Source organism: Streptomyces sp. NPDC020192, assembly GCF_044388685.1.
In the GTDB taxonomy this organism is placed as follows: domain Bacteria; phylum Actinomycetota; class Actinomycetes; order Streptomycetales; family Streptomycetaceae; genus Streptomyces.
In genome coordinates this window covers 153152-173385 of record NZ_JBIRXG010000010.1, presented here as the reverse complement: position 1 = coordinate 173385, position 20234 = coordinate 153152, and the positions used below count along the sequence as shown (strand labels likewise).

The window sequence follows — 20234 nt, the reverse complement described above, 5'->3', positions numbered from 1 at the left end:
TCACGGGTGGAACCTTCTTACACGGGGAGGAAGTTGATCGGGTGGCTGTCGGTCGCCCACAGGTACTGCACCGCGTACGCCCGCCAGGGCCGCCAGGCCTCGGCGCGGGCGGTGAGCGCGGCCGGGGTGGAGGGCAGGCCCAACTCCCCCGCCGCTCGCCGGATTCCGAGGTCGGTGGGGAGGAAGGCATCGGGGTCGCCGAGGGCGCGCATCGCGATGACGTCGACCGTCCAGGGCCCGAAGCCGGGCAGGGAGAGCAGGCGCGCGCGGGCCTCGGCCCAGTCGGACTCGACGCCCAAGTGGAGGGTTTCTTCGGCGAGTTGGTGTACGAGGGTGGTGAAGGTGGTGCGCCGGGTGCGGGGCATGGCCAGGGTCTCGGGGTCGACGTCCGCGAGGGCCTCGGGAGACGGGAAGAGGTGCGTGAGGCCGCCCTCGGGGTCGTCCAGGGGTTTGCCGTGCGCGGTGACCAGGCGGGCCGCGTGGGTGCGGGCGGCCGCCGTGGAGACCTGCTGGCCGAGGACGGCACGGACGGCGAACTCGGCCTCGTCGACCGTGCGCGGCACCCGGCGGCCCGGCGCCTTGTCGACCAGCGGCGCGAGGAACGGGTCCGTGCGCAACTGGTCGTCGACGGCGACCGGGTCGGCGTCCAGGTCGAGCATGCGCCGGCAGCGGCTGATCGCCACGGTGAGATCGCGCAGGTCGCTCAGGGTGAGCCGGCAGGCGATGTGGTCGGGGCGAGGGGCGAGGGACACGATCCCGTGGCCGTACGGCAGCCGCAGGGTGCGCCGGTACGTGCCGTCCCGCCACTCCTCGACGCCGGGTACGGCGGTGGCGGCGAGGTGGCCGAAGAGGTTGTCCGGGTTGAGCGGGGCGCGGAACGGCAGCCGCAGGGAGAGGGTGCCGGGGGCGGCCGCCGGGCTGCTGTGGGGCGCCCGTGCGCGCAGCTCGCTCGGGGAGAGGGCGAAGACCTCGCGGACGGTGTCGTTGAACGTGCGGATGGAGGAGAAACCGGCCGCGAAGGCGATCTCCGCCATGGGCAGCGCGCTGGTCTCGATGAGCAGCCGCGCGGTCTGGGCCCGCTGGGCGCGGGCGAGCGCGAGGGGGCCGGCGCCCAGCTCGGCGAGGAGCTGGCGCTCGACCTGGCGGGTGCTGTAGCCGAGCCGCGCCGCGAGTCCCGGCACGCCCTCGCGGTCCACGACGCCGTCGGCGATGAGCCGCATGGCCCGGGCCACCAGGTCGGCACGCTGGTTCCACTCCGGGGAGCCGGGGCTGGTGTCGGGGCGGCACCGCTTGCAGGCCCGGAAACCGGCTTGCTGGCAGGCGGCCGCGCTCGGGTAGAAGGTCATGTTCTCGGGCTTGGGCGGGACGACGGGGCAGCTGGGCCGGCAGTAGATCCGGGTGGTCAGGACGGCCGTGAAGAACCATCCGTCGAACCGCGCGTCCTTGGACCGCACGGCGCGCACACAGTGCTCCCGGTCGAGGTGCGTCGCTGTCTGCATGCCTCAAGGATCGGGCACGGGGAGGGGCGATCGCTGGCGGGAATCCGACATCAGCGTGCGTGGGCCTGCGGGGGTGCGAGTTACGCCCTAGGCGCGGCTCTGCTGCCGGAAGGCGGCGATCCACTCGGCCGTGTGGCGCAGTCCGCCGAACGTGTAGAAGTGCAGCTTCACCATGCCGTGCCGCTCGGGGTCGTAACGGTCGGCGAGCGTGTGCAGGAAGCGGTCGGGGCCGGTCGTGCCCATGAGGTTGGTCAGCGAGAAGCCGTACTTCCGGGCGACGGAGGCGCTGGTCGCGACGCCGAAGCGGGTGGCGTAGCCGAGCAGCCGGCGGACGCCCGCGGGGCCGGGCACGCCGATGCGGACGGGCAGGTCGACGCCCCGGGCGCGGGCGGCCGCCAGCCAGCCGAGGACGGGGTCGACGTCGAAGCCGAACTGGGTGATGACGTCGCCGCCGAACCGCTCGGCCCCGATGGCCGCCGCCTTGTCGGTGAGCGCCGCCCAGAGCGTGCCGTCGGCTATCGCGGGGTGTCCCTCCGGGTAGCCGCTGATGCCGATGTGCCGGACGCCGTGGTCCTGGAGCAGGCCGGTGCGCAGGACGGCGAGGGCGTCCTCGTAGGGGCCCTCGGGGCGGGCGGGGTCGCCGCCGACGACGAAGACGTTCTCGCCGGTGCCGTCCTCGGCCAGGCCGGACAGGAACTCCTCCAGGGCGGCGCGGGACGGCAGGCGGCGGGCGGAGATGTGCGGCACGGGGACGAAGCCGAGCCGCTTGACCGCGCGGGCGGCCGCGAGCCGGATGCCGAGGTCCTCGCCGGCGAGGAAGGTGATGTTGATCCGGGTGCCGCGCGGGATGCTGTCGCACGCCTCCTCCAGCCGAACCACGTCCTTGCCGGTCATCTCCAGCGAGAAGTCGTCCAGCAGAGCGGCACCGACCACCGGGACGGCGGTGAGAGCGGGGTTCATCGTGCTCCTCGTACGGCTGCGGTCCTGACCGCGGCCGATGATGTCACGGCGGGTGCGCCGGGCTCGGGGCAGGGTGGCGATGTCAGTGGGGTCTGCTCTACTTGCGTCCAGTGGCGCCGGAAGAGGGACCGCGGGGCCGGAGAAGAGTGACGGGGGAACGATGGGCGTGCTGACCGACTACTTCCGTGCGGCGGACGCCGCGGCGGTCGTGCGGGTGCTGGAGCGTACGGAGGGCGGGTCGCCGGTGTGCCCCGGACCGGGCGTCTTCGACGGGGTCGAGGCCAAGCGGCTGGATCCGGACGTGGTGCTGGGGGAGCTGATCGCCGCGATCCGCCGGGTGCCGTGGTCGGTGGACCTCGTCACGGAGAAGAGCGTGTGGCCGACCACTCCGACTCCGGGCCCGGACGGCCCGGCGAGCGATGAGGATCCCTGGGCGACCGGGCCGTGGGTGACCGAACTCGGCACCGGCGCCCGGGACACGCTCGCGGGGATACCCGACGCGGAGGTACCCGCCGCCGTCGCCCGGTGGGTCGAGTGCGAGGAGCTGCGCGGAACCCGTGCCGAAGACGTACGGCCACTGGCCGAGGAGCTGATCCGGCTCGCCCGGCGGGCCAGCGACGCCGGCGAGCGGCTGTACTGCTGGATATGCCTGTAGTGCAGCCCGCGCCCTGGACCGGCTGGCCGGCGCCACGGAGGGCGAGTGACCCGAAGTGCTGGCGTGGCGGAGGGCGTTCAGCTGCCCGCTCGGCCATCCAGCTCCCTCACCGTCCGGCTTCGCGACGGCCGCCCCCTCGGCCATCCAGCTCCCTCACCGTCCGGCTTCGCGACGGCCGCCCCCTCGGCCGTCCAACTCCCTGGCCGTCCGCAACTCCCCTGGCCATCCGGCAACCCGACAACCGCCCCCTCGGTCACCCAGCCATCCGACGCCCGCCCTCGGCCATCCGACGCCCCGGCCGCCGGTCAGCTCCTCGGTGTCCCCCCTCTGCCCCTCCGCCCCTCAGCCGTCCGCCCCTCCCCTCACCGGCGAGGCAGGGTCAGCTGGGCCGTGAGGAGGTGGGCGTCGAGGAGGCCGACGTCGGCGGTGCGGGCGGCGCGGGCGTAGCCGGTCAGCATGCGCTTGGTGAGGGTGACCGCTTCGGCCGGGCGGCGGACCAGCGGCCGTACCCAGCTGTCGATCGCCGAGTCCAGTTCCTCGCGCGGCACGGCCTTGTGCAGCAGGCCGAGCCGGTGCGCGGTGGCCGCGTCGAAGGTGTCGCAGGTGAGCATGAGTTCACGGATGCGTGCCGCGCCCGCCTCGGCGATCAGCCGGCCCATGGCGCCGCCCCAGGCGGGCGGCAGGCCGATGCCGATCTCGGGCATGCGGAAGCGGCAGTCGTCCGTCCCGGCACGCAGGTCGCAGTAGGAGGCGAGGGCGAGTCCGGCGCCGATGACCTTGCCGTGCAGCCGCGCGATGGTGACGGCGTGGGTGTTCTCCAGCGCCTCGCACACCCGGTGGGCCTTGTCGGCGATGCGGCGCAGGGCGGCGCCGGTGGGGTCGCCGGTCAGCGCCGCCTGGTACTCGGTGCGGTCCGCGCCGAGGCAGAAGTCCTCGCCGTCCGCCGTCAGGAGCAGCACCCGGACGTCCGGACGGTCGTGCAGTCCGTCGAGCAGGGCGAGGAGTTCGTCCAGGGCGGCGACGGTGAGGGTGCTGTCCTCGGCGGTGGCGCCGAGCCGGACCGTCAGGACGGGGCCACTCACGTCGGTGCGCAGCGCGGTGGCGGGCAGGGGGTCGTAGAGGCTGGTGGTCTCGGTCATGACAAGGCTACGTCCAGGTTGAGCAGGCGGCGGAAGGCCACGCGCGGGGCCCACGTCGGCCGCCGTACCAGGGTGAGCCGGGGGAAGCGCGTGACCAGCTGGTGGAGGAGGGTCTGGGCCTCGAGGCGGGCCAGGGGCGCGCCGAGGCAGTAGTGGATGCCTCCGCTGAAGGCGAGGTGGGCGGGCTTGCGGTGCAGGTTGAACAGTTCGGGGTCCTCGTGCTTGGCCGGGTCGCGATGGGCCGCGCCGACCAGGAGGTGGACCATCTCGTCCTTGCGGACGTCGAGACCGCCGAGGACGGTGTCCTGCGCGGCGACGCGGCTGATCACATGGGTGGGCGGGTCGTAGCGCAACGATTCTTCTACGGCGGCGGGCACCAGGTCGGGCTGGACCAGCAGCCGGTACCACTGCCGGGGGTGTTCCAGGAGCAGCAGGGTCATGGTGGACAGCAGCGTGGAGGTGGTCTCCAGGGCGGCCAGCAGGACGAACAGGGCGAGGAAGTAGACGGCTTCGTCGGCCTTGTCGCGGTCGGGCTCCATGCCGTCCCAGACCGTGATCCAGCGGGACACCGGGTCGTCGCCCGGCGTTCTGCGCCGCGCGCGCACCAAGTCCATGAAGTAGGTGCGCAGTTCCGCGGTGGCCGCGTCGGAGAGCGCCAACTGGCTGGCGGAGGGCAGCAGTTCCTGGGTGAAGACCTGGTCGTGGGTCAGCTCGCGCAGGCGCGGGAAGTCGGCGGTGGGCACCCCGAGCCAGTGCCCGATGGTGGCGACCGGCAACTCCTCGCTCACCAGCTCGTTGAAGTCGGCCTCGCCGCCGTCGCGTAGCCGTTCCGCGAGGGCGTCGAGTAAACGGCCGGTGAACCGGCCCACCGGGGCGCGGAGTTGGTCCAGGGAGCCGCGGTCGAACATCCCGGCCGCGCGGCGTGTCCAGGTGTGCTCCGGGGGGTTGAGCGCGGGCAGGGTCCGGCTCATCTCCCGTGAGGAGGACGCCGTCCAGCGGGTGCCGTCACCCTGCTGTTCACGCCAGCGGCTGTCCGGTTCCAGCCACTCCCTGCTGCGCAGTACCTGGTCACAGACCTCGAATCCGGTGACGAGGTGCCCGCCCCAGGGGGCGGCGGCCACCTCGCCTCGCGAGCGCAGCTCAGCGTAGATCGGGAACGGATTGGCCTGACCCTTCGCTGTCCGCAGACGGGAGAAGAGCGAGACGGCAAAGCGCCTGTCGGCTGGCGAAGTTGTCGCAGTCTCCACGACGGCCCCTTCCTGATCTAGGCATCAGCCGCCATGCATACCCTCCGCTTGACGCGTACATACAAGCTTGACGATTGAACGGCAGTTGCCTTCGTCACTCTCCCCTGGTCCATGCCAGGAACCGGCTGAACAGGCCCGGCTTGGACTTCGGCGCACCCGGCACGGTCTGCGCATATGACCGGGGGGCGGACGCGGCCGGGGCGACGGGGGCGGCCGCCTGCGGTTCCGTTTGCCGCTCGTTCGCCGGCGCGATGGTGCGCGGGGTGAACCGGACCGGCAGCGCCACCAGGGAGCGGCTCCACGGGGCGGGCATCCAGCTCAAGTCCTTGAAGGGGGCGCGGACTTCGATGTCGGGCAGGCGGTTGAGCAGGGATTCGACGGCCGTCACGGCGATCACGAACGCCGGGTCCTTGGCGGGGCAGGCGTGCGGCCCGGCCCCGAAGGCGAGATGGGCCTTGGCGCTGAGCTGCTCGCGGTGCTCGGCCAGCCGGGGGTCGGTGTTGGCGGCAGCGAACGAGATGACCACCGGGTCGTGCGCCTTGACCACGCGCCCGCCGAGCTCCACGTCGTGCGTCGGGTAGTGGACCGCGTAGTTGGCGATCGGCGCGTAGTTCCACAGCACCTGGTTGACCGCGTCCTCGACCGGCAGGTCCGCCTGCCAGTCCTCGCCGAGCATCAGGGCGCTGGTGGTGCCGATGACCGCGGCCAGCGGGGTGGTGCCGCCGGACAGCAGCGTCACGAGCTGGTGCAGCACCTCCTCGTCGGTCAGTTGCGCCGAGTGCTGCATCAGACGCGTCGTCAGGTCCTCGCCCGGCTGACGTCGTTTGCGGGCGATCAGCTCGGCCAGTGCCTCGGCCAGCACCTGGTCGGCGCCCGGCGTGCCGGAGAAGATGCCGGTGATGCCGGTGATGACGCGGTCGCCGATCTCGGGCGGGCAGCCGAAGAGTTCGCTGAAGACCAGCAGCGGCAGCGGCTGGGCGTACTCGGCCATCAGCTCGGCCTGGCCGAGCCGTTCGGAGCTGAACCGGCTGATCAGATAGTCGGCGGACGCCTGCGTCTGCCGTACCAGCTGCAGTTCGTTGACGGTGGCGAGGCTGTCGGTGACGGCCTGGCGCAGCCGGGCGTGCGCGGCGCCGTCGCTGAACAGGGCGTTGGGCCGGTAGCCCATCATCGGCAGCGCCGGGCTGTCCTCGGGGACCCGGCCCTCGTTGAGCGCGTTCCAGCGCCGCGAGTCCCGGACGAACGACGCCGGGTTCTGCAGGATGTACAGGGCGGCGTCGTAGCTGGTGACCAGCTCGACCTCCACCCCCGGCGCGATGTCGACGGGGGCGCTCGGGCCGAGGGCGCGCAGGTAGGCGTAGGCCGCGTCGGGGTCGGAGCCGAACTGCGGGCCGTAGAGCTGGGGGTTGCCGTGCGCGGGGCAGCCGGGGGGTGGCCCTTGTATGCCGGGTCGCTGCTGCATGGAGGGTGGCTCCTAGTCGATGAGGGACAGAAGGTGGCGCACGAGGGTGATGAGGGCGTGCGCCGAGGACTGCTCGTCGCGTACGTCGCAGGGGACGACGGGCGTGTCCGCGGACAGGTTGAGCGCCTCCCGTACCTCCGCGAGCGGGTAACTGGGCATCCCCTCGAAGTGGTTGACGCCGATGGCGTACGTCAGTCCGAACCGCTCGACCAGGTCGAGGATGGGGAAGGAGTCGGAGAGCCGCTCGGGGTCGACGAGGACCAGTGCGCCAAGGGCGCCCCGGGACAGCTCCTCCCACATCTCCTTGAAGCGTTCCTGTCCGGGCGTGCCGAACAGGTACAGCACCACTTCGTCGGAGATGGTGAGGCGGCCGAAGTCCATGGCGACCGTGGTGGTGGTCTTGTCGGGGGTACCCGACAGGTCGTCGAAGCCCTCGCTGGCCTCGGTGATCTCCTCCTCGGTCCGCAGCGGCTCGATCTCGGAGATGCTTCCGATGCACGTGGTCTTCCCGACCCCGAAGTGCCCCACCACGAGGACCTTCACCGCGGTGCGGACACCTGAATCCAGGTACACGAATCACGCTCCGAATCGGGCTTTGAGGCCGTCGAGCACGGCGCTGAGCACTTCTCGGTCGACACGCTCGGCGCGGGGAACGGGTTTCCGCGCGACGATCAGACCGTTGTCCTCCATCTGCGCCAGCAGGATCCGGACGATCCCCAGCGGCAGACGGGTGTGGGCGGCGACCTCGGCCACGGACAGGAAACCGTCCTTGACCAGGTCCAGGACCTGACGGGCCTCCGGGGAGAGCGTGCGCGCCGACGCGAAGGCGTCCTCGCTCGCGGACACCAGGGTCGTCCGCTCGTAGGCGTGCTCCGGGGGCAGGGAACGCCCGTTCGTGATGACGAAGAGCGGGACTAAGGCGGAGGTCAGCTCCAGTTCCTCCTCCGGCTCACGGGTCATGCGCGGCTCGCCTCCCCACGCGGTGCCGGGTTTCCGCTCAGGTGCGGGACGACCTGATGCAGACGCGTGGTGAACTCCTCGATGTCGGCGTCGTGCTGGGCCGCAGCGGCCAGGAAGGCGCCGTGGCCGGCCGAGATCAGGAAGATCCACCCGTGCTGGAACTCGATGACCGTCTGCCGCCAGTGGGCCTCCTTGAGCGGCCCGGCGAACTGCGCGGTGGCGCGGCTGTAGGCGTGGATGCCGGTCATCGCCGCCGAGATGGTGTCGGCGAGGTCCTGGCTCATGCCCGTGGTCGCACCGCGCGGCAGGCCGTCGGCGCCCAGCAGGACGGCGTGCCGGGCGCCGCGCACCTGGCCGATCACCTCGTCGAGGTCGGCGATCGGGATCCCGGTGCCCCGCCCCGTCTGCTGGTCCGCGCGGGGCTGCCCGGGCCGCTCCCCGGCGTCCTCCGCGTGCACCCGGGGCGGCGAGGTGAGGTTGTTGCCGAGCCGGGCGACGAGCCGGTGCATCCGGAAGGAGATCTGCTGCATGTCGACGTCGGGCGCGGCGGCCGCCGCCAGATAGGCCCCCTGCCCGGCGCCGATGAGGAAGATCCAGCCGTGCGAGAACTCGATGATCGTCTGGTTCCACTCCCGGTCCTCGCCCGGTCCGGCGAAATGGGAGGTGGCCCGGCTGAGCGACTGCATGCCCGCCATGGCGGCGGATATCGTCCGTACGTCCTTCGGGTCCATGCCCTCGGTCGCCCCGCGCGGCAGGCCGTCCGCGGACAGCAGGACCGCGTGGCGTGCTTTGGGCACGTTGGCCACGATGTCCTCGAGCATCCACGACAGGTCGGCGGTCATGCCTCATCCGACCCTTCGGACGGGGCCGCGGCGAGGTTACGGCCCGAGAGCGTGCCGCGCTGGAAGGCGCCGAGGCTCCGCCCGGCCGCACGCCCGGCCTGCTCCACCGACTCGGCGGGCGGCACGGTGAGCGACGCGGTGTCTTCGTCGTGGTCGGGGACACTGGCGATGGGCACCTGGCGGGCGCCGCGCCGGGGCAGGCCGTGCTTGGTACGCGTCACCGGCTCGGGCCGGCCCACGGCGCCGCGGACGCCGGTCTCCTGGACATCCACGACCGGTGCGGTCTCCTCCTCGGTCCACAGCTCTTCCGGCAGCAGGACGACCGCACGCACGCCGCCGTAGCGGGAGACACCGGTGACGTCCACCCGGAACCCGTACTGCTGCGCGAGCAGGCCGATCACCGGGAAGCCGAACTTCGGCTGGTTGCCCAGCTGCGACAGCCGCGGGCGGTAGTCACCGGAGAGCAGGACGGTGGCCTTCTGCCGCTCCTCGTCGTTCATGCCGACACCGGCGTCGTCGATGACGATGCACAGGTTCTTCTGCACCCGCTGGAACGTCACCTCGATGGGCGAGCCCGTCTGCGAGAAACTCGCGGCGTTGTCCAGCAGTTCGGCGACGGCGAGCGCGACCGGCGAGACCGCGGACGCCTTCAGCGCGAGTCCGGTCTGCTGCATGATCTCGACGCGCCGGAAGTTACGGATCTGCCCCTGCGCGCTGCGCACCACGTCGTACACGCTCGCGGCACGGTTACGACGGCCCAGCGGCGCACCGCACATGACCGCGATGCCCTGTGCCTTGCGCGCCATCTGCGCGTTGGCGTGGCTGACTTCGAGCAGATCGCCCAGCACGGAGTGGCCGCCGTACTTGCGCTGGATCTCCTCCAGCAGCGCCAACTGCTCGGCGGCGAGGCTCTGCAGGAAGCGCGCGGAGCCCTTGAGGACGGCTTTCGTGCTGTCCTCGGCCGCTTCCTCGGCCTGCTGGATGGTCTTGTCGTGCTCGGTCCGGTGCTGGTGCAACTCCGCTCGTAAGGCGGCGGCTTGGGCGTCGGCCTCGATCAGTCTCTGGGTGAGGGCGGCCTCGGCCCGGGCCTTCTTCGCCGCGATGGCCTTGTTGCGACGACTGAGGGCCACGGCCGCGACGAGCGTGATCGCCGTCACGGCAACCAGGCACCACACAAGTACGTCTCGAATCATGGAAACCTTTCCTGGCGGGTAGCCTGCGGCCGTTGACGGACGGGCACCGGGAGCCGGTGGCACGACCGGTGGGGCACGACTCGACCCACGTCCGACCCGGGCTGAGAGCGTTTTCCGCGGCGCCTGAGCCGAGAGGGACCAAGGTCACAGACGCGGGGATGCTATCACTCACTTAGGTGAACCTGTGCACCGCGGAACACCCCAACACCCCTGTTCCACAGGCTGATTGTGTCCTGCGGGTGACCACCAGGAGTCCGTTCCGGAAATATGCCGGTTGACAGTGCGTCAGCAAGCCCGCACATGCTGGGCGAACGCGGCGTACGCGCGCTCGTCGAACAGCACGAACCGCACTTCTTCGACGGCGGTCGGGGTGCTGCGTACCGCCTCCACGGCGATCCGTGCCGCGTCGTCCATCGGCCACCGGTACACGCCGGTGGAGACGGCCGGGAACGCGACCGTGCGGGCGCCGAGTTCGTCGGCGACCTTCAGGGACGCGCGGTAGCAGGAGGCGAGCAGCTCGGAGCGGTCCTCGCTCTCGCTGTACACCGGGCCCACCGTGTGGATGACCCAGCGGGCGTCCAGATCACCCGCCGTGGTGGCGACGGCCTGACCCGTGGGCAGGCCCTTGCCGTAGCGGGAGGCACGCAGGGCGCGGCACTCCTGGAGGATGGCGGGGCCGCCACGGCGGTGGATCGCGCCGTCCACTCCTCCGCCGCCGAGCAGTGAGGAGTTGGCGGCGTTGACGATCGCGTCGGCGCTCTGTCGGGTGATGTCGCCCTGGACGAGGGTGATGCTGGTCATGTCTGTCTCAGTCTCCGCCAGACGGCCTTGGCCGCGTTGTGCCCCGACATGCCGTGCACACCGGGTCCCGGCGGAGTGGCCGAGGAGCAGATGAAGACGGCCGGATGGGGCGTGTGGTAAGGGAACAGGGACAGTCTGGGGCGCAGCAGCAGCTGAAGTCCGGAGGCCGCGCCGCAGGCGATGTCACCGCCGACGTAGTTGGCGTTGCGGGCGGCCAGCTCGGCGGGGCCGGCGGTGGCGCGGGCGAGCACGCGGTCGCGGAATCCGGGGGCGAAGCGCTCCAGTTGGCGTTCCAGGGCGTCGGTGAGGTCGCCGGACCAGCCGGCCGGAACATGGCCGTACGCCCAGAAGACCTGCTTGCCCTCGGGCGCGCGCGTGGGGTCGGCGATGCTGGGCTGCACGGTGATCATGAACGGCCGGTCGGGGGCGCGGCCCTCGCGGGAGGCGGCGCGCAGGGCCGTGCCGATCTCGGCCCGGCTCGCGCCGACCTGGACGGTGGTGGCGACGCGCGCCTCGGGCGCGGTCCAGGGCACCGGGCCGTCCAGCGCGTAGTCGATCTTGAAGACGCCGGGGCCGTACCGGTAGTGGGCATACGTGTCGCCGAAGCCGGCGATGCGGGCGAGCGCGGTGGGTGAGGTGTCGAAGACGTACGCGCGCGCGGGCGGCAGGTCGTCCAGCCGCTTGACCTCGTAGTCGGTGTGCACCGCGCCGCCCAGGTCGGTGAGATACCCGGCGAGGGCGTCGGAGATCGCCTGGGAGCCACCGCGCGGCACCGGCCAGCCGCGGGCGTGCGCGGACAGCGCGAAGACCAGGCCGACGGCGCCGGTGGCGATACCACCGAGCGGCGCGATGACGTGCGCGACCAGGCCCGCGAAGAGGGCCTTGGCCCGCTCGTCCTTGAAGCGGCGCATCAGCCATGTGGACGGGGGCAGGCCGGCCAGGCCGAAGCGGGCCAGGGTGACGGGGTCGCGCGGCAGCGCGGTCAGGGGCAGGGACATGAAGTCCCGTACGAGGGTGTCCCAGTGGGCGAGGAACGGCTCGACCAGTCTGCGGTACGCCCCCGCGTCGCGCGGTCCGAAGGAGGCGGCCGTCTCGGCCACCGACCGGGACAGCACGGCCGCGCTGCCGTCCAGGAAGGGATGCGCCATCGGCAGCTCGGAGTGCAGCCACTGAAGGCCGTAGCGCTCGAGGGGCAGGGCGCGGAACGCCGGGGAGTTGATCCCGAGGGGGTGGGCGGCCGAGCACGGGTCGTGCCGGAAGCCGGGCAGGGTCAGCTCCTCGGTACGGGCGCCGCCGCCGATGGTGGACTTCGCCTCGAACAGCGCCACGGAGAAGCCGCGGCGGGCCAGCTCCACGGCAGCGGTCAGCCCGTTCGGCCCCGCACCCACCACGACCGCATCGAGCATCGACGGCACCTTCGGACCCCTTCGTCAGCCGACGGCCAGTGGAGATCAGGATATGCCGGGGGACTGACATTCCCTTGGCACGGGGGTGCGGGCGGGGATCAGGCCTGTGTGCGCAGGAGGCGGACCACGCGTTCGGCGGTCGCGGTGTCGCGGGCCGCGGTGAAGGGCAGGGCGTTGGCGCCCGTGATGCGGAACGGTTCGGCGTCGCGGGTGAGGTGGGCGCCGCCCGCCTCCTCGACCAGGAGCAGACCGGCCGCGTGGTCCCAGGCGGCCTCCCAGGAGAAGGCGACGGCGTCCAACTCGCCCCGGGCGATGGCGAGATACTCCAGGCCCGCCGAGCCGCACGGGCGGGGGGCCAGCCCGTCGGTCCACAGGCGGCGCAGCGAGCGCTTCTCCGCGTCGGTGGTGTAGTCCGGGTGGGACGTGGCGACGACGAGGTCCCGGCCGGGCGCGGGCGGGCCCGCGAACAGCCGCTCGCCGTCGAGGAAGGCCCCCCGGCCGCGGACCGCGGTGGCCATCTGGCCGCGCGCGGCGGCATAGGTCCAGGAGGCCAGGACGACGCCCCGGTGGGCGAGCGCGACCAGGGTGCAGAACCCGTCGTCGCCGTGCACGAACTGGCGGGTGCCGTCGACCGGGTCGACGATCCAGACCGGCGCGTCGCCCTGGAGCGCCCGGTACGTCGCCGGGTCGGCGTGCACCGCCTCCTCGCCGACCACGACCGAGCCGGGCAGCAGGGCGCCGAGCGCCTCGGTGAGCCGCTTCTCGGCGAGCCGGTCGGCGTCCGTCACCAGGTCGTGCGGTCCGCTCTTCTGGTCCACCTCGTCCGCGGCGAGGCGGCGGAAGCGGGGCAGGATCTCGGCCGCGGCGGCCTTGCGCACCGCTTCCTCCACGTCGGCCGAGCAGTGGCTGAGAAACTCTTCGATGGTTTCCGTCTCTTCGAGCATGTGTCCATGAGAGCATGCCCCACTGACAATCCCCGCCCCTCCGGTGCACACCGGGTGGAATCGGGATGAAGAACAGGGGTCGTACCCACCGTTCACCGGCCGACGGCGTACCCCTGCATCCCGCGCGGGTTGGCCGCCGCCGAGAGCACGCCGGTCTCCGGGTCCCGGGCCACCGCGCACAGACGGCCCTCGGACCAGTCGGGGCCGACGGTGACGTCGTGGCCGCGGCGCCGCAGCTCCTCGATCACGGCGGCGTCCGTGCGGGACTCCACGGTCACGCTGCCGGGTCGTCGGCCGCGCGGGTGGAAGGAGCTGGGGAAGCTGTCGTTGTGCCAGTTCGGGGCGTCGATGGCGCCCTGGAGGTCGAGGCCGCCGCGGACGGGGGCGCGCAGCGTGGCGGCGAGCAGGAAGTGCAGCTGCCACTGGTCCTGCTGGTCGCCGCCCGGTGTGCCGAAGGCCAGGACCGGTACGCCGTCGCGCAGGGCGAGGGACGGGGTGAGGGTGGTACGGGGGCGGCGGCCCGGGGTGAGGGAGTTCGGCAGGCCCTCCTCCAGCCAGGTCATCTGCAGGCGCGTGCCGAGCGGGAAGCCCAGCTCGGGCACGACCGCGTTGGACTGCAGCCAGCCGCCGCTGGGCGTGGCCGCGATCATGTTGCCCCAGCGGTCGACGACGTCCAGGTGGCAGGTGTCGCCGCGGGTCGTGCCGTCGGCGGCGGCCTGCGGCTCACCGGGGAACTCGGCGACGGTCGGCTCGCCCGCGCCCATCGGGTTGAAGCCGGGCCCCCCGGTCTCCACGCGCGCGTATGCCTGCGCGGGCAGCCGCGGGGTGCGTCCGCCGGGGCTGCCGGGCCGCAGGTCGTACGAGGCCTTCTCGCCGACGAGGGCACGCCGGGCGGCGTTGTAGTCGTCCGACAGCAGCTCGGCAAGCGGCACGTCGGCTGCGTCGCCGTACCAGGCCTCGCGGTCGGCCATGGCGAGCTTGCAGTTCTCGATCAGCAGATGGACGTACTCGGCGGAGCCGTACGGGGGCAACTCGTCCGGAAGCAGGGCGAGTTGCTGGAGCAGGACCGGGCCCTGGCTCCACGGGCCGGCCTTGCACACGGTCCAGCCGTGCCAGTCGTACGTCACCGGGGTCTCGTAGCGCGCCGACCAGCCGGCGAGGTCGTCCTCGGTGAGCGTGCCGGTGTGGCGTTCGCCGCTGGTGTCCAGGGTGGGCCGCCGGGACTGGCGCAGCAGGGCCTCGGCGATGAAGCCGGTGCGCCACACCGCGCGTGCGGCGTCGATCCGCGCCTCCCGGTCGCCCGCGCCGGCGGTCTCGGCGAGCAGCCGCTTCCAGGTGGCGGCGAGGGCGGGGTTGCGGAAGAGCTCACCGGGCCGGGGTGATCGGCCGCCGTTCAGATACACCTCGGCCGACGACGTCCATTCCGTCTCGAACAGCTCCCGTACGCTCTCCACGGTCGCGCCGAGCTTCTCCACGGGCGCGTGCCCGTGTTCGGCGTATCCGACGGCGTACTTCAGGACGTCGTCGAGCGTCTTCGTGCCGTGGTCGCGCAGGAGCAGCAGCCAGGCGTCGAAGGCGCCGGGCACGGCGGCCGCGAGCGGCCCGGTGCCGGGGACGAGATCCAGCCCCAGGCCCCGGTGGTGTGCGACGGTGGCGCCGGCCGGGGCCACGCCCTGTCCGCACAGCACGCGCACGCCGCCGCCCGCCGGGGCGAGCAGGATCGGCACCTCGCCGGCCGGCCCGTTCAGGTGCGGCTCCACCACGTGCAGCACGAACGCCCCGGCCACGGCGGCGTCGAAGGCGTTGCCGCCGTCCTCCAGCACCGCCATCGCCGACTGCGAGGCCAGCCAGTGCGTGGAGGACACCATGCCGAAGGTGCCCTGGAGGGTGGGTCGGGTCGTGAACTGCATCTCTCACCTCGCTGTTTACCCACGTCGGTCGGTCCGGTGAGCGTTCTGAGGTCGCCACGCACTCCACATGATGCGTCATCGGAAACACGGGGTGGGACACTCACCGGCTGCTCGCGGTGGCGGCGATGGCCGGGAGCACGGCGAGGGCGAGGACGCCGCCGGTGAGGGCGAGGACGGGGTAGCCGGCGGCAGCCACGACGAGTCCGGAGGTGAGGCCGCCGGTGGCGCCGGCGATGGCGACCCCTTGATGCCGGGGGGCTTCCCGGTCGCCTTCGCCTCCGCCAAGGCGGCTCTCAGGACCCCAACGGCCCGGTCAGCGAGTGGGCCGCCGCGGCCGGCATGAGCCTCGCCGAATTCGTCCAGCAACTCGTGAAAGGCCAGAACGTCACGACCGGCCGCATGACCGAACCCGAAGAGGTGGCGGCCCTGATCGCGTTCCTCCTGTCCGACGTGGCCGGAAACATCACCGGCGTCAACTACGTCATCGACAGCGGCACGATCAAGACGGTCTGAACCGCAGGCACACCAACGGTTCGGGAACGGTGCCGGCCCGGAGTACCGGATGAGCCCGCGGGTCGTCAGCGCGATGGCTGCCCAGGTGAGCCACCAGGCGTACGCACGAACGACCCTGGCAGGCCCCAGCCACCGATTCCTGGTGGACCGGCCGTTGCTGCGATGCGACATTCGAACGGGTGATCGTACGCACGTGATCACCCGTGGGGGAACAGGGCGGGTGGCCGGGCCGTTGATCTCGTACGGAGGGCGGGACGGCGGGAGGAACGGAGGTCCGGGAAGTGCACGGCGAGTACAAGGTGCCCGGCGGCAAGCTCGTCGTCGTGGACGTGGAGGCCGAGGACGGCGTGCTGCGGCACGTGCGCGTTGCGGGCGACTTCTTCCTGGAGCCGGACGAGGCGCTGGACGCCGTGAACCGCGCGCTGGAGGGCGCCCCGGCGGACACCGACGCGGCGGGGCTGGCCGCGCGGATCGACGCGGCAGTGCCCGAGGGGACCGTGATGTACGGCCTGACCTCGGAGGGCGTCGGCATCGCGGTGCGCCGGGCGCTCGCGCACGCCACGGACTGGACGGACTACGACTGGCAGCTGATCCACGAGAGCCCGCAGCCGCCCGCGCTGCACATGGCGCTGGACGAGGTGCTGACCGCCGAGGTCGCCGCGGGCCGCCGCCCGCCGACACTCAGGGTGTGGGAGTGGGGCGCCCCGGCGGTGATCATCGGCAGCTTCCAGTCGCTGCGCAACGAGGTGGACCCGCAGGGCGCCGCGCGGCACGGCATCGAGGTGGTGCGGCGGATCTCCGGCGGCGGCGCGATGTTCGTGGAGCCGGGCAACACGATCACCTACTCGCTGTCGGTGCCCGACTCCCTCGTGCAGGGCCTGTCCTTCCAGGACAGCTACGCCTATCTGGACGACTGGGTGCTCGGCGCCCTCGGCGACATGGGGATCCGGGCCTGGTACCAGCCGCTGAACGACATCGCGACCGACCAGGGCAAGATCGCGGGCGCGGCGCAGAAGCGGATCGTGGGTCCGGGTGGAGGCCCGGGGGCCGTACTGCACCACGTGACCATGTCGTACGACATCGACGCCGACAAGATGGTCGAGGTGCTGCGCATCGGGCGGGAGAAGCTGTCGGACAAGGGGACGCGGAGCGCGAAGAAGCGAGTGGACCCGCTGCGGCGGCAGACCGGGCTGCCCCGCGAGGCGGTCATCGACCGGATGATCGAGTCGTTCCGCGCGCGGTACGGGCTGGTGCGGGGCAAGATCACGGACGAGGAGCTGGCGCGGGCCGAGGAGCTGACGCGGACGAAGTTCACGACCCCCGAGTGGACGGCCAGAGTGCCGTAGCCGGCGGCCCGACCGGAATCACCGGTTCAGCAACAGGTCAAGGAGTGCTCTCCCCTGGACCAAACGGTCGTATGAGTTCCGTGTACGTCGGCTCCGGCACCCCGACATAGCCGGATTTGCCCCGTTGCCCCCTGGCTAACGTGGTCGGGCCCGAACGGCCACACGCAACGCAACGGGGAAGAGGTGACGGCGGTGGGGGCGCCGATACATTCACGGCTGCACGACTTCATCGAGCCGAGCCCGGCAGGAGCACCGGCCGCGGCGGGCCTTCCGGATCCGGCCCCACAGCCGCTCCGCTCCGCGCTGCTGGACCTCGTCGAGTCCGCGCCGGCCGCGCCACCACTCACGGACGACCAGCCGCGCCCCAAGCCGGGCGTGCCCGCCTATCACACGCCGGTGTTCGTACCGGCGCATCCGAGGTCCGTCGCCGGCACGGGCACGGACGGCCGCCCGGCGCGGGTGCCCTTCGTCGTCTTCGAGCTCTTCGACCATCCCGCGCACGGCACCGTGGCTTTCGCGTTCACCTCACCGGAGAACCTGGTCGCCGCGCTCGGCGAGGCACAGCCGTGGGTGGCCACCTCGCTCGGCCCCCTTGCCGAGGGGGTGCGGGAACAGGGCGTCACTGTCCTGCTGGACCCGAGCGCGGCACCCGCAGAACCCCATTGGCAGCCGGAGGACCTGGCCGCCTACGCGCAGGAGGTGCGTCGATGACGGCCGACTTCAAGGTCGTGTACGGCGATCTGTCCACGTTGGCGAACACCTTCCACGACGAGGCCGGCGATTACCGCAAGCTGCACAACGATGTGGCGCCGCCCGTGGTGAGCGGCGGTGACGCGGGGCTCGATTCGGCGATCAAGGAGATTGCCCATCTCATCATCGGCCTGCACGGCCTTCTCGCGGACCGGATGGACGACCACGGCGACAAGGCCGCCTACGCGCGCGACTCCTTCCACCGACACGACGTGGACGTCCACGGCGTGTTCCAGGACCTGATGCCGGATGAGGGCTGATGAGCGACAGCTGGGTCGGCGGTGACATCGGCGGACTGCGCACGATGGCCGAGACGTACAAGAACGCCAAGGACAAGCTGGACGGCATCGTCAAGCCACTCAGTCGTGCCGTGGACAAACTCGTGGACGACGCGAGCTGGAAGGGCGACGCAGCCGAGGCCTTCCGCGGCAAGTGGAACGAGGACGCGGTGGCCGCCGGTGGCTTCGCCGAGCTGGTGCACGCGGCGGGCGACATCCTCGAGACGCTCGCCGACGCGCTGTCCACGTGCGAGACGTCCCTGCAGAACGCTCAGCACGTCGCGGCCCGCAAGGGCGTGGCCACGGACGCGACGGGCGCGCCGCTGCCGATCATGACGGCGAGTCCACCGAGCGCGGACGATCAGAAGGCCGTCTCCGCGATGAACGAGTACACCAAGGCCCGCAACGAGATCCTGCACACGGCGCAGCATGCGCGGCTGGTGGCGGCGAAACAGTTGCAGGGGCTGTACGACAAGGCGACGTCGAAGGACGACTCGGTGTCCCAGGGGGACAAGGTCACCCTCTACGACGCGTTGCGCGGCCTGTACGCCTATGACGCCGAGGACGCCCGGGCAGAGGGTGACAAGGCGCGCGCGCAGATCGACGCGGCCAAGGCCGAGGCGCAGGCCGCCAAGAAGCAACTCCGCGCCGAACGCAAGGTGTTCCAGCAACAGGGCCGGACGATGCCCGACGATCTGCCCGCCAAGAGTGCCTACCGGGACGCGGTCACCAAGGTCGACTCGCTGGAAGAAGCCATCGCACGGGCCGACTACAGCAGCAAGCTGCCGTACGACCGCGCCCTGAACGTCAAGCTGGCCGACGCAGCGGACGCTCTGCGCCTGGGCAAGGGCATCGAGGCACTGCCGGACGCCTTGAGGGAGTTGCCGGTCCTGGACGTAGCCGCGGCCGGCGCCTGCGGCCTGCTCGAGGCCAAGGACGACCATGACAAGGGCTGGTCCTGGCAACGCTCCGTCGCCACCGACGAGGGAGCCAACGTCGGTGGTCTGGTCGCGGGAGCGGTGGTGGCGAGCGCTCTCCTTCCGGCCGAGGCACCGGCCGCCGCGGTGGCGGCGGTGGGTGTGGGAGCGGTGCTCGTCTCGACCAGCATCATCGACCACTCGCTGCACGAGCACTGGAGCGAGGACATTCACGACCACGGGGTGGTCGGCGGCGTGCTGACCGGCACCGGGCACGTCGCCACGGGGGTTTATCACGATGGGAAGCGACTGTTGAAGGATGTCTGGCATGGCGTCACAAGCATCTTCTGAGGCCCCCGCCCCCGGGTTCTCGGTGCCTGTTCCCTCCCTGCCGAAGCTGGGCAGAACCTGGTACAAGCGTGGCGCGCTCTACTGGCTGTGCCGCACCCGTACGGCCGTCTTCATGGTCCTCGTTCTGGCCATGTTCTGCGTCTTCGCGCTGGGGCTGTACTCGGGGTTCCGCGACCTGTTGCCCCCCTCCGTGCGTGTCGTGTGGGACGGCGCGCAGGTGGTGGCGGCCGTGGCGGCCCTGGTGTGGGGCTGGACGCAGCAACGCCGGGGCCACCGCGAGGCGCTTCGGCATCCCCCCACTCCCGGAGAGACCCTCCAGGCCAAGCGCGACCACAACAGGCGCGTCCCGGGCCTGATCGCCGTGGGTCGCGGGCTCGTGATACTCGCCGCTCCTGTCATGCCCGCGTTCGCCGCGTGGGTCGTCGGCTGGCTGGTCGCCTGGGTCACCGTCCGCGAGTACCCCAGCGAAGTCGGCGCCCGTCGCTGGCTCGAGGAGCACTCCACCGGAACATGACGCCGACCGACATCCCGTCCCTCCAGGGGCTCGGCACGACGTGGTACCGGCGCGGACCGCGCTACTGGCTGCGCCGTACCTTCAGCGCCCTCTTCCTGCTCACCGTCCTGGCCTTCTTCTGCTCCATCGCGCTCAGGCTCTATCTGGGCGCCCCGCGCAGCGACCTGCCGCCGGGGCCGCGCCGGATCTGGGACATGGCGCAGGTGATCGCCTCCTGTGTGACCCTCGCCTTGGGATGGGTCAAGCAGCGCCGGGACCTGCGCAGGCAGTTGCTGGACCCGCCCACGCCCGACGGATTCCGGGCGGCCAAGCGCCGCGAGGCCGGCCGCGCTCGGTACTGGTCTCGCGCGGGCCTCGTCCTCCTGCTGCTCGCGGCGCCGGTCCTGCCCGCGTTCGCCGCGTGGTGCGTCGGCTGGTTCCTGGCCTCCCTCACCGTCCGCGAGTACCCCAGCGAGGTCGGCGCCCGCCGGTGGCTGGAGGTACATAACGGGCAGAGCGGTACGTCGTGAACGCGCTGTCGTGACCGCCCGGGTACGCAGCGCGTTGG

At 72.0% G+C, this 20234-nt stretch carries 21 protein-coding genes; 8 read left to right on the top strand and 13 right to left on the bottom strand.

Features of this window, described 5'->3' with window-relative positions; all coding sequences use genetic code 11:
- Positions 1-17 precede the first annotated feature (17 nt).
- The gene (locus ACH47Z_RS20850) at positions 18-1499 is read right to left on the bottom strand and encodes an AlkA N-terminal domain-containing protein (protein WP_399075671.1); all 1482 of its coding nucleotides are present in this window, start codon (positions 1497-1499) and stop codon (positions 18-20) included.
- Positions 1500-1586: 87 nt separating this feature from the next.
- Entirely contained in the window at positions 1587-2459 is an 873-nt protein-coding gene (locus ACH47Z_RS20845; RefSeq protein ID WP_399075669.1) for a methylenetetrahydrofolate reductase, read from the bottom strand.
- 160 nt (positions 2460-2619) lie between these two features.
- On the opposite strand from ACH47Z_RS20845, the gene ACH47Z_RS20840 reads away from it, so the two are divergent.
- Positions 2620-3114 carry a hypothetical protein gene (locus ACH47Z_RS20840; protein WP_399075667.1) on the top strand — a complete coding sequence of 165 codons (495 nt, stop codon included), beginning with the start codon at positions 2620-2622 and terminating at the stop codon, positions 3112-3114.
- A gap of 362 nt (positions 3115-3476) precedes the next feature.
- Here ACH47Z_RS20840 and ACH47Z_RS20835 read toward each other — a convergent pair whose 3' ends face one another.
- The 11 genes from ACH47Z_RS20835 to ACH47Z_RS20785 all read right to left on the bottom strand — a co-directional run bounded on the left by ACH47Z_RS20835 (position 3477) and on the right by ACH47Z_RS20785 (position 15018).
- Positions 3477-4253, bottom strand: coding sequence for an enoyl-CoA hydratase/isomerase family protein (locus ACH47Z_RS20835; RefSeq protein ID WP_399075665.1), 777 nt, complete (start codon positions 4251-4253; stop codon positions 3477-3479).
- Entirely contained in the window at positions 4250-5500 is a 1251-nt protein-coding gene (locus ACH47Z_RS20830) for a cytochrome P450 (protein ID WP_399075663.1), read from the bottom strand. The genes ACH47Z_RS20835 and ACH47Z_RS20830 overlap by 4 nt, the downstream gene beginning before the upstream one ends.
- 94 nt (positions 5501-5594) lie before the next feature.
- Complete coding sequence (locus ACH47Z_RS20825) at positions 5595-6962, bottom strand: cytochrome P450 (RefSeq protein ID WP_399075661.1); 1368 nt, start codon at positions 6960-6962, stop codon at positions 5595-5597.
- A 12-nt stretch (positions 6963-6974) separates the two neighbouring features.
- On the bottom strand, positions 6975-7535 hold the full coding sequence (locus tag ACH47Z_RS20820) for a GTP-binding protein (protein WP_399075659.1): 561 nt from the start codon (positions 7533-7535) through the stop codon (positions 6975-6977).
- Between the two features lie 3 nt (positions 7536-7538).
- Complete coding sequence (locus ACH47Z_RS20815) at positions 7539-7922, bottom strand: DUF742 domain-containing protein (protein ID WP_399075657.1); 384 nt, start codon at positions 7920-7922, stop codon at positions 7539-7541.
- Complete coding sequence (locus tag ACH47Z_RS20810; RefSeq protein ID WP_399075655.1) at positions 7919-8764, bottom strand: roadblock/LC7 domain-containing protein; 846 nt, start codon at positions 8762-8764, stop codon at positions 7919-7921. The genes ACH47Z_RS20815 and ACH47Z_RS20810 overlap by 4 nt, the downstream gene beginning before the upstream one ends.
- Complete coding sequence (locus ACH47Z_RS20805; RefSeq protein ID WP_399075653.1) at positions 8761-9957, bottom strand: ATP-binding protein; 1197 nt, start codon at positions 9955-9957, stop codon at positions 8761-8763. Before ACH47Z_RS20805 ends, ACH47Z_RS20810 begins: the two co-directional genes overlap by 4 nt.
- Before the next feature lie 285 nt (positions 9958-10242).
- Positions 10243-10758, bottom strand: a complete 516-nt coding sequence (locus ACH47Z_RS20800) for an O-acetyl-ADP-ribose deacetylase (protein WP_399075651.1) — start codon at positions 10756-10758, stop codon at positions 10243-10245.
- Positions 10755-12173: a phytoene desaturase family protein gene (locus ACH47Z_RS20795; protein WP_399075648.1), complete on the bottom strand. Its 1419-nt coding sequence runs from the start codon at positions 12171-12173 to the stop codon at positions 10755-10757. Before ACH47Z_RS20795 ends, ACH47Z_RS20800 begins: the two co-directional genes overlap by 4 nt.
- Positions 12174-12262: 89 nt before the next feature.
- A complete protein-coding gene (locus tag ACH47Z_RS20790) occupies positions 12263-13108 on the bottom strand; it encodes an inositol monophosphatase family protein (RefSeq protein WP_399075646.1) in 846 nt (281 codons plus the stop codon).
- Between the two features lie 92 nt (positions 13109-13200).
- The gene (locus tag ACH47Z_RS20785) at positions 13201-15018 is read right to left on the bottom strand and encodes a gamma-glutamyltransferase family protein (RefSeq protein WP_399075645.1); all 1818 of its coding nucleotides are present in this window, start codon (positions 15016-15018) and stop codon (positions 13201-13203) included.
- Positions 15019-15357: 339 nt separating this feature from the next.
- On the opposite strand from ACH47Z_RS20785, the gene ACH47Z_RS20780 reads away from it, so the two are divergent.
- The 7 genes from ACH47Z_RS20780 to ACH47Z_RS20750 all read left to right on the top strand — a co-directional run bounded on the left by ACH47Z_RS20780 (position 15358) and on the right by ACH47Z_RS20750 (position 20196).
- Positions 15358-15531, top strand: a complete 174-nt coding sequence (locus ACH47Z_RS20780) for an SDR family oxidoreductase (protein WP_399075642.1) — start codon at positions 15358-15360, stop codon at positions 15529-15531.
- A gap of 281 nt (positions 15532-15812) precedes the next feature.
- Complete coding sequence (locus ACH47Z_RS20775) at positions 15813-16877, top strand: biotin/lipoate A/B protein ligase family protein (protein WP_399075640.1); 1065 nt, start codon at positions 15813-15815, stop codon at positions 16875-16877.
- A 192-nt stretch (positions 16878-17069) separates the two neighbouring features.
- Complete coding sequence (locus ACH47Z_RS20770) at positions 17070-17588, top strand: SAV_915 family protein (protein WP_399075638.1); 519 nt, start codon at positions 17070-17072, stop codon at positions 17586-17588.
- Entirely contained in the window at positions 17585-17887 is a 303-nt protein-coding gene (locus tag ACH47Z_RS20765) for a DUF6317 family protein (protein ID WP_399075637.1), read from the top strand. Before ACH47Z_RS20770 ends, ACH47Z_RS20765 begins: the two co-directional genes overlap by 4 nt.
- A complete protein-coding gene (locus tag ACH47Z_RS20760) occupies positions 17887-19173 on the top strand; it encodes a WXG100 family type VII secretion target (RefSeq protein WP_399075635.1) in 1287 nt (428 codons plus the stop codon). Before ACH47Z_RS20765 ends, ACH47Z_RS20760 begins: the two co-directional genes overlap by 1 nt.
- On the top strand, positions 19151-19687 hold the full coding sequence (locus ACH47Z_RS20755; protein WP_399075633.1) for a hypothetical protein: 537 nt from the start codon (positions 19151-19153) through the stop codon (positions 19685-19687). The genes ACH47Z_RS20760 and ACH47Z_RS20755 overlap by 23 nt, the downstream gene beginning before the upstream one ends.
- Entirely contained in the window at positions 19684-20196 is a 513-nt protein-coding gene (locus tag ACH47Z_RS20750; RefSeq protein ID WP_399075631.1) for a hypothetical protein, read from the top strand. The genes ACH47Z_RS20755 and ACH47Z_RS20750 overlap by 4 nt, the downstream gene beginning before the upstream one ends.
- Positions 20197-20234 lie beyond the last annotated feature (38 nt).

Excerpts from the sequence above, each read along its gene's own strand:
- ACH47Z_RS20850 (WP_399075671.1), bottom strand. The coding sequence starts at position 1,499 with ATGCAGACAGCGACGCACCTCGACCGGGAGCACTGTGTGCGCGCCGTG.
- ACH47Z_RS20845 (WP_399075669.1), bottom strand. The coding sequence starts at position 2,459 with ATGAACCCCGCTCTCACCGCCGTCCCGGTGGTCGGTGCCGCTCTGCTG.
- ACH47Z_RS20840 (WP_399075667.1), top strand. The coding sequence starts at position 2,620 with ATGGGCGTGCTGACCGACTACTTCCGTGCGGCGGACGCCGCGGCGGTC.
- ACH47Z_RS20835 (WP_399075665.1), bottom strand. The coding sequence starts at position 4,253 with ATGACCGAGACCACCAGCCTCTACGACCCCCTGCCCGCCACCGCGCTG.
- ACH47Z_RS20825 (WP_399075661.1), bottom strand. The coding sequence starts at position 6,962 with ATGCAGCAGCGACCCGGCATACAAGGGCCACCCCCCGGCTGCCCCGCG.
- ACH47Z_RS20815 (WP_399075657.1), bottom strand. The coding sequence starts at position 7,922 with ATGACCCGTGAGCCGGAGGAGGAACTGGAGCTGACCTCCGCCTTAGTC.
- ACH47Z_RS20810 (WP_399075655.1), bottom strand. The coding sequence starts at position 8,764 with ATGACCGCCGACCTGTCGTGGATGCTCGAGGACATCGTGGCCAACGTG.
- ACH47Z_RS20805 (WP_399075653.1), bottom strand. The coding sequence starts at position 9,957 with ATGATTCGAGACGTACTTGTGTGGTGCCTGGTTGCCGTGACGGCGATC.
- ACH47Z_RS20800 (WP_399075651.1), bottom strand. The coding sequence starts at position 10,758 with ATGACCAGCATCACCCTCGTCCAGGGCGACATCACCCGACAGAGCGCC.
- ACH47Z_RS20790 (WP_399075646.1), bottom strand. The coding sequence starts at position 13,108 with ATGCTCGAAGAGACGGAAACCATCGAAGAGTTTCTCAGCCACTGCTCG.
- ACH47Z_RS20785 (WP_399075645.1), bottom strand. The coding sequence starts at position 15,018 with ATGCAGTTCACGACCCGACCCACCCTCCAGGGCACCTTCGGCATGGTG.
- ACH47Z_RS20780 (WP_399075642.1), top strand. The coding sequence starts at position 15,358 with ATGAGCCTCGCCGAATTCGTCCAGCAACTCGTGAAAGGCCAGAACGTC.
- ACH47Z_RS20765 (WP_399075637.1), top strand. The coding sequence starts at position 17,585 with ATGACGGCCGACTTCAAGGTCGTGTACGGCGATCTGTCCACGTTGGCG.
- ACH47Z_RS20760 (WP_399075635.1), top strand. The coding sequence starts at position 17,887 with ATGAGCGACAGCTGGGTCGGCGGTGACATCGGCGGACTGCGCACGATG.
- ACH47Z_RS20755 (WP_399075633.1), top strand. The coding sequence starts at position 19,151 with ATGGCGTCACAAGCATCTTCTGAGGCCCCCGCCCCCGGGTTCTCGGTG.
- ACH47Z_RS20750 (WP_399075631.1), top strand. The coding sequence starts at position 19,684 with ATGACGCCGACCGACATCCCGTCCCTCCAGGGGCTCGGCACGACGTGG.